Below are 12,485 nucleotides of genomic sequence, written 5' to 3'. Positions count from 1 at the left end.
GCGCCTACCGTCGGGGGCGTGGACACTGTGCTGGACCAGTTAGCCGACGCCCTGTTCAGCTACAGCCTTTCCGTGCTGTGCGACCAGGACGCAGCCGTCGCCGCCGTGCGGCAGACACGGCGGCTCGCCGCACGGCACCGGCGGCGCCTCCGGCGCCCCGAGCAGCAGCGGGCGTGGCTCTACGCGCTCGCGCGTTACGTCTGCCTGGTCCGGCTCGAGGCCCGTACCCAGGGCGACAGCCCGAAGGTGGCTGCCCAAGAGTCCGGCGCGGCGCGCTCCCGGCTCGCGCGGCTGGCGTGGCCGGAGGCGGCGGGGACGACGCCCGCGCAGCGCGAAGCGTTGGAGCTGGCCGGTCGCCACGGGCTGGAGCCGGTCGAGATCGCCGCCGTGCTGGGCCTGCGGGTCGACGCCGCCGCCGTGCTCCTCTCGCAGGCCGTCTGCGAGGTCGAGCGCACCGCCGCCGCCCTCGCCGTGCTGGCCGCCGACGCCTGCCCCGAGCTGCGGCGGCTCGGCCGGGGGCGCGGTCCGGTGCTCGGCCGCGCGCTCCGTGGCGAGCTGGTGCGTCATCTGGACGACTGCCCCACCTGCCGCGGCACCGCCGAGCGCGGCGCGGCGGAGGGCCCGTGGCCCGGCACCTTCCGCACGCCCGGTTCGCTGCCGTTGGTCCACCTCCCCCGCGTGGCCCTCCGCGCCGCCGCCGGACGCGCTGAGCCGCCGCTGCCTGACCCGCGCTTCGACCGGCGCGGCTTCCCGCAGCACCTCGCACCGCAGGAGGAGCACGCGGCCGTGGTCCGGCACCGTGCCGTCATCGGCTCGGTCGCCGCGGCGGTCGTCGCGGTGCCCGCCGCCGCGATCTGGGCGGTGCACGCGGGGGAGGGCCCGAGCGTCCCCGCGGCGCAGGTGACCTCTGTCCGGGTGGCCAATCCGCAGCCGGCGTCGCCCACTCCCGGCGGCGGAACGACGGTCTCCACCGGGGTCGCGACGAGGACCGGCCTGTCGGCGGCCCTCGGCAGCGGTCACCTGGGCGAGAACATCTCCTTCACCGGCTCGCCGTCCTCCGCGCCGATGCCTACGGCGACGGGCGGCGCGCCTCAGGTCCCGATCGGCGTCCCGTCCACCACGCCGGGTCAGCTCACCGTCGCCGCCACCCAGTCGGGCGCGCGCACGGTGGTCACCCTCACCAACACCGGCGGCAGCCCGCTGCTCTGGACGGCGACATCGAACGCCCCCTGGCTCCGGCTCAGTCGCGACGGCGGCACGCTCGCCCCTGGCGCCCAGCTCACCGTGCTGGTCACGGTCAACGAGTCGACGGCCCCGACGAACGCCTGGACGGCGCAGATCCTGTTCCAGCCCTCCGGCAGCGTCCTCACCCTCTCGGGCAGCGGCTCCCGCCGCGGCATCCCCACCCCGACCGCATCACCGACCCAGACCCCGAGCTCCTCCCCGACGCCGACGCCGACACCTACTCCGACCCCGACTTCCACTCCGACGCCGACACCGCTGCCGTCCGACACGACGTCAACTTCCGCCGCCCCTACGGTTGCCACTCATTGACGAGAGCGGGCGACGGCTCAAGCCTGGTCCGCCGGGTGCGGGGCGACGGGGCCGGCCGGGTTGTCGAGGTGGCGGAGGCAGTGCTGGACCAGCTCGGCGTAGCCGGCCGGGCCCATCAGTTCGGTCAGCTCCGCGCGGTAGCTCACGTAGACCGGGTCCGCGCCGACGTGCGCGTCGGGGCTGCCGGTGCACCACCACTGCAGGTCGTGGCCGCCGGGGCCCCAGCCGCGGCGGTCGTACTCGCCGATGGTGACCTGGAGGAAGCGGGTGTCGTCGGGGCGGTCGATCCAGTCGTAGGCGCGGCGGATCGGCAGCTGCCAGCAGACGTCCGGCTTGGTTTCCAGGGGCTCCAGGCCCTCGGTCAGCGCCAGCGTGTGCAGCGCGCAGCCCTCGCCGCCGGAGAAGCCCGGACGGTTGAGGAAGATGCAGGCGCCGTCGATCCTGCGGGTGCGCAGCTCGCCGTCGTCGTCCGGCTCGCTGATGCCCTTCGGGCCGGTGCCCTGGCGGTGGAACTGCCAGGTCTCGGACGTCAGCCGGGCGGCGTGACCGAGGACACGCTGCTGGTCGTCCTCGTCGGACCAGTGCGCGCCCAGGGTGCAGCAGCCGTCGCTGGCGCGGCCCGGCCGGATGCCGTGGCAGCCGCGTCCGAAGACGCAGGTCCACCGGGAGGTGAGCCAGGTGAGGTCGCACCGGAAGACCTGTTCGGCGTCGGCCGGATCGGCGAAGTCGACCCAGGCGCGGGGGAAGTCCAGGCTCACCTCGCGCTTGCGTGCGGCCTTGGCCGCCTTCTTCGCCGCCTTGAGGTCGGCGGTGCTGCTGATGGTTACGTCTACTGCTGCCACCCACTCAGCCTATGTCGCCCCGGGCGGTCGGCTCGGACGGCCTGCGGGCGAGGCCGGGCGAATCTTTCCGACAGGCTGTCGGGATCGTCTCCGCCGTCCGGGGGGCGTGCTGGCCCGGCCGGATGAACCCCCGCGCGTCGTGCGCCGTGCCCTCTCGACGCAGGGACAAAGCGGGAGCATTCTCTCGATATGGTGAAAGGGTGGAGATCGGCTTATCCGTCAACAATTCTGACGATCTGTCTGCTCGTCGCAGGCGGGATCGGGGCCGGACTCTCGGCCGGGCACGCCCGCGCCGACGAGCAGACGATGTCGCAGGACACGCTGCGCACCGGCTGGGACCCGCACGAGCCCGGTCTCACCCCCGCCCAGGTGTCCAGCTCCAGCTTCGGCCAGCAGTTCTCCACAGCTGTGGACGGACAGGTCTACGCCCAGCCGCTCGTCATCGGCTCCACGTTGATCGCCGCCACCGAGAACGACAAGGTCTACGGGATCGACGCCGCCACCGGCGCCATCCGCTGGACCCGCACGCTCGGCACCCCCTGGGCCGCGGCGAACATCGGCTGCGGCGACCTCGCCCCGAACCTGGGCGTCACCAGCGCGCCCGTCTACGACCCGTCGAGCGGCACGGTCTACGTGACCTCCAAGGTCAACGACCCCGACGGCGCCCACCCCGGCTGGTACCTGCACGCCATCGACCCGGCCTCCGGCCTGGAGCGCAGCGGCTGGCCTGTGAAGATCCACGGCGCGCCGACCAACGACCTCAGCCGGGCGTTCAACCCCGCCACCGTCAACCAGCGGCCCGGCCTGCTGCTGCTCGACGGCCACGTCTACGCCGGCTTCGGCTCCCACTGCGACTTCCCTTCCTACGTCGGCTACATCGCGGGCGTGAACACCAGCACCCGCGCGCTCACGCTCTGGGCGACCGAGAACGGATCCACCAACGGCATGGCCGGGGTCTGGCAGGGCGGCGGCGGGCTGCTCTCGGACGGCCCCGGCCGGATCCTCTTCGCGACCGGCAACGGTCTCACCCCCGCCCCCGGCCCGGGCAGCCGTCCGCCCGGCCAGCTCTCCGAGTCCGTCGTCCGGCTCGGCGTCAACAGCGACGGTTCGCTGCACACCCAGGACTTCTTCAGCCCCGCCAACGCGGCCACCCTGGACCAGAACGACACCGATCTCGGCTCCGGCGGACCGCTCGGCCTGCCCACCGGGACCGGCCTGCCGTTCGGGGCGAGCAGCGCGCATCCGCACCTGCTGGTCCAGGTCGGCAAGGACGGGCGGATCTTCCTGCTGGACCGCGACCACCTCGGCGGCCGCTCCCAGGGGCCCGGTGGCGGGGACGCGGTGCTCGGCATCTCGGGACCGTTCCAAGGCGTCTGGGGACACTCGGGCGCCTACGGAGGACAAGGCGGCTTCGTCTACGTCGTCGGCTCGCGCGGCCCGCTGCGCGCCCTCTCCTTCGGCCTGGACGGCAGTGGCAACCCGCGGCTCACTCCGGTGGCGACCAGTCTGGAGACCTTCGGTTACACCTCGGGCTCGCCGGTGATCACCTCCGACGGCACCACGGCCGGATCGGCCACCGTCTGGTCCGAGTACGCGGACGGCACCAACGGCGCCAACGGCCAGCTCCGCGCCTACGACGCGCTCCCCAGCGGCAACCAGTTGCGGCTGCTCTTCTCCGCGCCGATCGGCACCGCCGCCAAGTTCGCGGTGCCCGCGACCAGCGGCGGCCGCGTCTACGTCGGCACCCGCGACGGCCATGTGCTGGCCTTCGGCCTGCCGTCCGGCTCCGCGCTGATCGGGCCCTCGACGAACGTCGGGGACGTCGCCGTCAACGCGAGCGGCAGTGCCACGCTGACCGTCAAGGCGACCCGCACGGTCACGATCAACACGGTGACCACGCCTGCGGGAAGCCCCTTCGCCGCCGCTCCGGCCGGACTGCCCGTGACGCTGACAGCCGGTCAGTCCTACGCCGTGCCGCTCACCTTCTCGCCGAAGAAGGCCGGACCCGCGAGCGCCGTGGTGAGCTTCGGCACCAACCTCGCCACGATCGGCTTCGGCGTCACCGGCTACGGCACCGCGCCAGGATTCACCGCCTTCCCCGACCTGCTCGACTTCGGCCAGATCGCCACCGGCAGCGTCCGTACTCTCGGCGTCACCATCACCAACACCGGGACCAGCGACGAGACGGTCTCCTCGACCACCGCTCCGAACGCCCCCTTCTCCGCCTCCGGCCTCCCGGCCGCCGGGCAGGTGGTCCCGTCGAAGCAGTCGGTCAACATCCAGGTGAGCTACGCCCCGACCGCCGCGTCGAACGGCGACACGGGCTCGCTCTCGGTGGTCGGCCCGGACGGGTCGGCGACGGTCTCCCTGAGCGGCAGCGCGGTGCAGGGCGCCTCGCATCTGACGATCACTCCGACCGGTACGGACTACGGCACCGTCCCGGTCGGCACCTCCAAGACGCTGACCTTCGACATCAGCAACACCGGCAACATCCCGCTGACCATCACGAAGGCGGCCGCGCCCGCCGCGCCCTTCCTGGCCGGCAACCCGATCAGCGAGGGCCAGCAGCTCCAGCCCGGTGACGTGGTGCACCAGGCCGTCACCTTCTCGCCTACCTCGACGGGCGTCTTCAACGGCGTCTACCAGATCACCTCCGACGACGGCAGCGGCCCGCAGCCGGAGTCGCTGACCGGCACCGCGTCGCTCCCATCCGGCCGGATCGTCGTACCCAACCCGGGCGCGGGCGGCTGGCAGCTCAACGGCTCCACCCAGCTCTCCGGCGGCGACCTCGACCTCACCCAGGCGCTGAACTGGCAGGCGGGCTCCGCGGTCTTCCCGGTCCCGGTGCTGACCAACGGTCTGAACGCCACGTTCACCGCCGTCATCGGCGGCGGCAGCGGCGCGGACGGGATGAGCTTCGCGCTCCTCGACCCGGCCAAGGTCACCCCGACCTCCGTCGGCCTCGCGGGCGGCGCGCTCGGCTGGGCGCCGATGCCGGGGGTGGCGGTCACCCTGGACACCTTCAAGAACCCGCTCGACCCGTCAAACAACTTCGTCGGGCTGGCCACCGGCGCCACCGCCAACGGCTTCGTCTACGCGGCGACCAGCACCCAGGTGCCGAACCTGCGCAGCGGGCCGCACGTGGTCAACGTCTCGGTCGCGGGCAAGACGGTGACCGTCCTGGTCGACGGCGTGAAACTGTTCGCGACCGCCGTCGCCTCGCTTCCGCCCGCCGCGTACCTGGCCTTCACCGGCGGTACCGGCACCCTCAACGACATCCACACCGTCCGCGACGCGGCGATCACCGCCGCCTCCTACGCGGTGCCACCGCCCGGCCCGAACGGCTGGGTCCGCAACGGCACGGCGGTCATGAACGGCACCACGCTGGTGCTGACCCAGGCCAAGACCAACCAGAGGGGCTCGGACTTCCAGTCCACCGCGGTTCCCTCGGCCCACCTCGCCGCGAACTTCACCGCCACCCTCGGCGGCGGCACCGGCGCGGACGGGCTGACCTTCGCGATGCTGGACGCGAGCAAGCGCGGCGCGAACTCGCTCGGCGCCGGCGGTCAGGGACTCGGCTGGCTCGGGCTGCCGGGCGTCGCGGTCGTCCTCGACACCTACAAGGCCCCCGGCAACCCGTCGAACAACTTCGTCGGGGTCGCGGTGGGCTCGATCAACGGCCACCTCGTCTACGCGGCGACCTCCACGGCGATCACCCACCTGCGGAGCGGCCCGGTCACGGTCTCGGTGACCGTCTCCGGCGGCCGACTGCTGGTCGTGGTCCAGGGGCACCAGGTCATCAACGTGGCGGTCACACTGCCGCCCAACGTCAGGGTCGGCTTCACCGGCGCCACGGGCGGACTGACCGACGTCCACGCCGTCAGCGGCGTTACGATCAAGTACTGAGGGGCCGAGGAGGCAGTCATGCGCAGACTCGTCATCGCACCGCTCGTCGTCGCGGCGTTCGCCCCCGTCCTGGTGGGCGTGGCCTGCGCGGACACGACGCCACCCCCGCCAACGACCACGCCCTCGCCCGTGCCGTTCACCGTGCTCGTGACGGACACCGACACCCAGGGCCGGGTCTTCACCGACCCGAACGGCCAGGTGCTCTACCGCTACGCGGGCGACAACGTCGCCGTCGGCACCTTCGGCTGCGTCGCGGCGTGCCTGAAGACCCACCCGCCGCTGCTGACCACACCGGGCACGCCACTGCGGATGCCGCCCGGCGTCGCGGGCACGCTCTCGGCGACGCTCCGCCCCGACGGCGTCGGCGACCAGGTCACCCTGAACGGCGCCCCGCTCTACACCTTCACCGGCGACCAGCCCGGCGACACGAACGGCGTAGCACCCGACTGGCACGCTGCCCAGGCGCTCCCCGCGCCACCATCGCCGGCACCGCCGACGCGCTGAGCGGCTGACCGTGCCGCTCCGCATCGCGTAGCGTGGACAGCTATGCGACTCGGCGTGCTCGACGTGGGATCCAACACCGTCCACTTCCTGGTGGTGGACGCGCACCCCGGCGCGGCGCCGCTGCCGGCCTACTCCCACAAGATAGAGCTGCGCCTGGCCGAGCTGCTGGACGCGGACGGCGCGATCCGCGAGGACGGCGTGGAGCGGCTGGTCGACATGGTCGAGTCCTCGATGCGGGTCGCCGAGGACAAGGGCGTGGAGGAGGTCCTGCCCTTCGCCACCAGCGCGATCCGCGAGGCGGCCAACGGCGAGGACGTGCTCAAGCGGGTCCAGGACGAGACCGGCATCGAGCTCAAGGTCCTCTCCGGCGGCGACGAGGCCCGGCTGACCTTCCTGGCGGCGCGCCGCTGGTACGGCTGGTCCAGCGGCCGACTGTTGCTGCTGGACATCGGCGGCGGCTCGCTGGAGATCGCCTGCGGCCTGGACGAGGAGCCGGACACGGCGATCTCCCTCCCCCTGGGCGCCGGCCGCCTCACCGCCGGCTGGCTGCCGGGGGACCCCCCGACGCCGGAATCCGTCCGCGAGCTGCGCCGCCACGTACGGGCGGAGATCGCCCGGACTGTGGCGGAGGTCTCCCGGCTGGGTCCTCCGGACCATGTGGTGGGCTCCTCGAAGACCTTCAAGCAACTGGCCCGCATCACCGGCGCGGCGCGGGAGGCGGAGGGCCCGCTGGTGACCCGCAGGTTGACTCGCGGCGCGCTGGAGGACTGGGTCCCCCGGCTGGCGGCGATGTCCGAGTCCCAGCGGGTGCTCCTCCCCGGAGTCTCGGAAGGCCGCGCCCGCCAGCTGCTCGCTGGCGCGCTGGTGGCCGAGGGCGCGATGGACCTCTTCCGCATCGACGAGATGGACATCTGCCCATGGGCGCTGCGGGAGGGTGTGATCCTGCGTCGCCTGGATCGGCTTTCCTCAGGACAGTAGAACCGTCAGGGGCGCGAGGCTCTGCTCGATGAACTGCGTGCGCGAGCAACCACCCTGTGCGGATGGCCCTGCTCGTTCGGGGACTCACCACCTCGGTGGCGCGTCGCGCACGCAGTTCATCGAGCAGAGCCTCGCGCCCCTGACGGGGTTCTCTAAGCTGTTAGGCGTGGCGAAAGTGGGCGGTAGGGGCGTGAAGCGAGACGAAGAGTGCATCGTCGTGCCGAAGGCGAAGATCGCGCTGTCGACCGCCTCGGTCTATCCCGAGAACACCGCCGCCGCGTTCGAGATCGCGGGGCGGCTCGGTTACGACGGTGTCGAGGTCATGGTCTGGACCGATCCGATCAGCCAGGACATAGAGGCTCTGCGTCGCCTCTCCGACTACCACCAGGTCCCCATCCTCGCCGTGCACGCGCCCTGCCTGCTGATCACGCAGCGCGTATGGGGCACGGACCCGTGGCAGAAGCTGGAGAAGGCCCGCAGCGCGGCGGAGAAACTCGGCGCCTCCGCCGTCGTCGTGCACCCGCCGTTCCGTTGGCAGCGCCAGTACGCCCGCGACTTCGTCCAGGGCATCTGGCGGATGGCGGACGAGACCGACGTCCGCTTCGCCGTCGAGAACATGTACCCCTGGCGCTACCGCGACCGTGAGGTCGCCGCCTACTCGCCGGACTGGGATCCCACGACCGAGGACTACCGGCACTTCACCATCGACCTGTCCCACGTAGCGACCTCCCGCACCGACGCGCTCGCCATGCTGGACCGGATGGGGGACCGGCTCGGCCACGTCCACCTCGCGGACGGGTCAGGCTCCGCCAAGGACGAGCACCTGATCCCCGGACGCGGCACCCAGCCCTGCGCGGAGCTGCTGGAGCGGCTGGCGAGGAACCGCTTCGACGGCCACGTCGTGCTGGAGGTCAACACCCGGCGTGCGCCGGGGCCCGTCGAACGGGAGGCCGACCTCGCCGAGGCGCTGGCCTTCACCCGACTCAATCTCGCCGCCGCGCCCGCACCGGCGCCCGCGTCCACCGCTCGCACGGCGCACGCCAAGCCCGCCCGCATGCCGGACAAGATGTCCGAGGGGCGGGCATAGGGCGTACCCTCGACGGCACCAGTCAAGGAGTTGAGCGCAATGCCGCAGCTGAGGTCTCGTACGGTCACCCACGGTCGCAACATGGCGGGCGCGCGCGCTCTCATGCGCGCCTCCGGTGTAGCCAGCGAGGACATCGGCAAGCCGATCATCGCGGTGGCCAACTCCTTCACCGAGTTCGTGCCCGGCCACACGCACCTGTCGCCGGTCGGCCGGATCGTCTCCGAGGCGATCAAGGCCGCGGGCGCGGTGCCGCGTGAGTTCAACACCATCGCTGTCGACGACGGCATCGCCATGGGCCACGGCGGCATGCTCTACTCGCTGCCCTCCCGCGACCTGATCGCCGACAGCGTCGAGTACATGGTCGAGGCGCACTGCGCCGACGCGCTGATCTGCATCTCCAACTGCGACAAGATCACGCCGGGCATGCTGATGGCCGCGCTGCGCCTCAACATCCCGACCGTCTTCGTCTCCGGCGGCCCGATGGAGGCCGGTCAGGCCACCCTCGTGGACGGCACCGTCCGCAAGCTGGACCTGATCAACGCCATCGCGGACGCGGTCAACGAGAACGTCTCCGACGAGGACATCCGCCGGATCGAGGAGAACGCCTGCCCGACCTGCGGCTCCTGTTCCGGCATGTTCACCGCCAACTCGATGAACTGCCTGACCGAGGCCATCGGCCTCTCGCTCCCCGGCAACGGCTCGGTGCTGGCCACCCACACCGCCCGCCGCGGGCTGTACGAGCGCGCCGGGCAGACCGTCGTCGAGATCACCAAGCGCTACTACGAGCAGGGCGACGAGTCCGTGCTGCCGCGCGCCGTCGGCTCCAAGGCCGCGTTCGAGAACGCGATGTCGCTGGACATCGCGATGGGCGGCTCGACCAACACGATCCTCCACCTGCTGGCCGCCGCGCAGGAGGCCGAGCTGGACTTCGGTCTGGCCGACATCGACCGGCTCTCCCGCAAGGTGCCCTGCCTGGCCAAGGTCGCCCCGAACGTCGCGCCGACCACCACGTACTACATGGAGGACGTGCACCGCGCCGGCGGCATCCCCGCCATCCTGGGCGAGCTGCACCGCGGCGGGCTGCTCCGCGAGGACGTGCACACCGTGCACTCCGACTCTCTGGACGAGTGGCTGAAGACCTGGGACATCCGCGGGGGCTCGCCCTCCGACGCGGCCGTCGAGCTCTGGCACGCGGCGCCCGGCTGCGTCCGCTCCGCCGAGGCCTTCTCCCAGTCCGAGCGCTGGGACACGCTGGACACCGACCAGTCGGGCGGCTGCATCCGCTCCGTCGAGCACGCCTACTCCAAGGACGGCGGCCTGGCCGTGCTGCACGGCAACCTGGCCGTGGACGGCTCGGTCGTGAAGACGGCCGGCGTGGACGAGTCGATCTGGACCTTCGAGGGCCCGGCGGTGGTCTGCGAGTCGCAGGACGAGGCCGTCGACAAGATCCTGCGCAAGCAGGTCAAGGAGGGCGACGTCGTCGTCATCCGCTACGAGGGCCCCAAGGGCGGTCCCGGCATGCAGGAGATGCTCTACCCGACCTCGTTCCTCAAGGGCCGGGGCCTGGGCAAGTCCTGCGCGCTGATCACCGACGGACGCTTCTCCGGCGGCACCAGCGGCCTCTCCATCGGCCACGTCTCACCCGAGGCGGCCTCCGGCGGGGTCATCGCGCTGGTGCGCGACGGCGACCGGATCCGGATCGACATCCCGAACCGGGGCATCGAGCTGCTGGTCCCCGAGGAGGAGCTGGCCGCGCGCCGCGCGGAGCTGGGCGGCGTCTACGCGCCGAAGGCCCGCGAGCGCAAGGTCTCGGCGGCGCTGCGCGCCTACGCGGCGATGGCCACCAGCGCCGACCGCGGCGCGGTCCGCGACGTCTCCAAGCTCGGCTGAGCGGGACGGCTTGAACGGGACGGCCTGAACGGGTTCACCTCATCGAGCCCGCATAATCGAAGAGTGTCGACAAGCATCGCCCCCGCCCCTGAGTCCATCCGCTGGTTCGGTACCACCTGGGTGGACCGGGGCAGCGACTACTGGCTGCGCCGCCTCGCCGTGAGCGTCGGCGCGCTGGTCGCGGCCGTGGCGGGGGCGTTTCTCATGCGCCTCGCCGTGCAGGGCGTCATCCTGGCCAAGACCGGGGGCTTCGTCGAGCTGCTGCTGATCGTGGCGATCGCGGTCTGCAGCTGCGTGGCCGCGATCCGGACCTGGACCGTGCTCGGGCAGGGCAAGGAGGCCCTGAGCGGCTGGATGAAGGACGAGAAGTCGATCGGCGTCATGCTGATCGTCGGGTTCGTCGGCTCCCTGGTCGCCTACTTCGTCCGCAGCCTGATCGAGGCCCCCGGCGAGGGCGTCCAGCGCGCGCAGTACGAACTGGCCGCGGCCGCGCACGCCCGCCGCAAGGCCGCGCCGAAGCAGGCCAAGGCCCGCGCGGGCAAGCGTCGTCGCTGAGGGAGCACGCGCAGGGGAGAGTCAGTTGCGCGAATCCAGCGCGCAGTCCGACTGCTTGGCCGGAACCGGCTTGCTCAGGTCGTAAGGGTCGATCGGGGAGCCGCTGGGGGCCGGGGCGGATGCGGTGCCGGTCGCCTGGCTGATCTGGAAGTAGGGCGTCAGGTAGCCGTCGTGCAGGTCGCAGCGGTCGTCAGCGGTGTTGCCCTTCGAGTCCTCGATACTCACCGTCCCGGCCGTGACCTGGTAGCGGGCCGGGTCGAAGAACCGGAAAGTCAGCGTGCGGCGCGCGATAGTGCGCTCGACCTCGTCGGTCGAGCCGGCCGGGTGCGCAGCGTAGACGAACACGTAGTCCGTCCTGACCAGCAGCCCGTGGTCGCCGTCCGAGGCCAGGGTGGTCACTCCCTGGACCCGCACGTCGTCACTGACCAGGATCGCCACGGCCGGGTTGAAGCGGCTGACCCACATCGAGGCGTTCTGGGCGGCAGTGGGGTGAGCCAGACCAGTCGTCATCCAGTTCCGCTGGAAGGGGTCGAGCATGTCCAGCACAGCCTGGGGGTAGCCGCCGTGCAGCGTCTTCGGGTCCAGGTACGCGGCCATCAGGAAGGTCTTGACGCGTTGCTCATCCTTGGCGACCGTGCCCGCCGAGAAGGCGCCGACCGGCTGCGCCGCAGGCAGGGCGATCCCGGCAGCGCCGGAGGGCCACTTGTCCGCCGGGGAGCCGGCGAACGGGTTCTGCATCGTGGGGGTGGTGTCCGCGATCGACGTAGGCGGGGCGGCGGTAGGGCTGGCCGTCAGCGCGGGAGCAACCGCCTGGCCGACCGGTGCCCCCTCCGTGGCCGAGCCGGCGCCCGGCGCCTTGCCGAAGGCCACGTCGTGGAGTGCCTTGGCGTTGAGGCTGGCCAGGACGAGCCCGACCGCGAGCACGACGAAGACCGGCGCCTGCCAGCGGCCGCGCAGGCGGCGTCGCTTGGGCGGGGTGACCGGCGGGCGCCAGCCCGTGTCCTTCGGGGGCGTGCGCTTCCAGCGCGCGCTGAGCATGCGGGCGCGGGCCGACTGCTCCTTGTGCTCGGCAGCCCGGACGAAGTCCTCGTCGAGAACGAGCTTCTCGAATGGGTCCTCGGGCTGGTCGTCGATCTTGGCCATCGCGCCAGTATGGCCAGCGTCAAACC

At 72.2% G+C, this 12,485-nt stretch carries 9 protein-coding genes; 7 read left to right on the top strand and 2 right to left on the bottom strand.

Annotated features, from left to right (window positions below):
• The first annotated feature begins 18 nt into the window (after positions 1–18).
• The gene (locus ABIA32_RS24180; RefSeq protein ID WP_370099183.1) at positions 19–1,554 is read left to right on the top strand and encodes a sigma-70 family RNA polymerase sigma factor; all 1,536 of its coding nucleotides are present in this window, start codon (positions 19–21) and stop codon (positions 1,552–1,554) included.
• 17 nt (positions 1,555–1,571) lie between these two features.
• Here the strand turns inward: ABIA32_RS24180 and ABIA32_RS24175 are convergent, their stop codons facing one another.
• Positions 1,572–2,375 carry a hypothetical protein gene (locus ABIA32_RS24175; protein WP_370099470.1) on the bottom strand — a complete coding sequence of 268 codons (804 nt, stop codon included), beginning with the start codon at positions 2,373–2,375 and terminating at the stop codon, positions 1,572–1,574.
• A gap of 327 nt (positions 2,376–2,702) precedes the next feature.
• Between ABIA32_RS24175 and ABIA32_RS24170 the strand changes: the two genes are divergently transcribed.
• The 6 genes from ABIA32_RS24170 (at position 2,703) to ABIA32_RS24145 (ending at position 11,316) form a co-directional block, all read left to right on the top strand.
• Positions 2,703–6,302, top strand: a complete 3,600-nt coding sequence (locus ABIA32_RS24170; protein ID WP_370099181.1) for a choice-of-anchor D domain-containing protein — start codon at positions 2,703–2,705, stop codon at positions 6,300–6,302.
• An 18-nt stretch (positions 6,303–6,320) separates the two neighbouring features.
• Positions 6,321–6,806 carry a hypothetical protein gene (locus ABIA32_RS24165; protein ID WP_370099178.1) on the top strand — a complete coding sequence of 162 codons (486 nt, stop codon included), beginning with the start codon at positions 6,321–6,323 and terminating at the stop codon, positions 6,804–6,806.
• A 42-nt stretch (positions 6,807–6,848) separates the two neighbouring features.
• Positions 6,849–7,784: a Ppx/GppA family phosphatase gene (locus ABIA32_RS24160; protein ID WP_370099173.1), complete on the top strand. Its 936-nt coding sequence runs from the start codon at positions 6,849–6,851 to the stop codon at positions 7,782–7,784.
• 211 nt (positions 7,785–7,995) lie between these two features.
• A complete protein-coding gene (locus ABIA32_RS24155; RefSeq protein WP_370099467.1) occupies positions 7,996–8,871 on the top strand; it encodes a sugar phosphate isomerase/epimerase family protein in 876 nt (291 codons plus the stop codon).
• Positions 8,872–8,910: 39 nt separating this feature from the next.
• Complete coding sequence (gene ilvD, locus ABIA32_RS24150; protein WP_370099170.1) at positions 8,911–10,761, top strand: dihydroxy-acid dehydratase; 1,851 nt, start codon at positions 8,911–8,913, stop codon at positions 10,759–10,761.
• Between the two features lie 63 nt (positions 10,762–10,824).
• The gene (locus ABIA32_RS24145; RefSeq protein ID WP_370099167.1) at positions 10,825–11,316 is read left to right on the top strand and encodes a hypothetical protein; all 492 of its coding nucleotides are present in this window, start codon (positions 10,825–10,827) and stop codon (positions 11,314–11,316) included.
• A gap of 21 nt (positions 11,317–11,337) precedes the next feature.
• Here the strand turns inward: ABIA32_RS24145 and ABIA32_RS24140 are convergent, their stop codons facing one another.
• Entirely contained in the window at positions 11,338–12,459 is a 1,122-nt protein-coding gene (locus tag ABIA32_RS24140) for a hypothetical protein (protein ID WP_370099164.1), read from the bottom strand.
• Positions 12,460–12,485 lie beyond the last annotated feature (26 nt).

This window comes from Streptacidiphilus sp. MAP12-20, from assembly GCF_041262525.1.
In the GTDB taxonomy this organism is placed as follows: domain Bacteria; phylum Actinomycetota; class Actinomycetes; order Streptomycetales; family Streptomycetaceae; genus Streptacidiphilus.
Note: the sequence above shows the minus strand (reverse complement) of the source record. Positions and strands in the feature narration are given on the sequence as shown.

Bases quoted from the DNA above. Each gene is read 5' to 3' on its own strand.
- ABIA32_RS24170 (WP_370099181.1), top strand. From the start codon at position 2,703: ATGTCGCAGGACACGCTGCGCACCGGCTGGGACCCGCACGAGCCCGGT.
- ABIA32_RS24160 (WP_370099173.1), top strand. From the start codon at position 6,849: ATGCGACTCGGCGTGCTCGACGTGGGATCCAACACCGTCCACTTCCTG.
- ABIA32_RS24140 (WP_370099164.1), bottom strand. From the start codon at position 12,459: ATGGCCAAGATCGACGACCAGCCCGAGGACCCATTCGAGAAGCTCGTT.
- ABIA32_RS24165 (WP_370099178.1), top strand. From the start codon at position 6,321: ATGCGCAGACTCGTCATCGCACCGCTCGTCGTCGCGGCGTTCGCCCCC.
- ilvD (WP_370099170.1), top strand. From the start codon at position 8,911: ATGCCGCAGCTGAGGTCTCGTACGGTCACCCACGGTCGCAACATGGCG.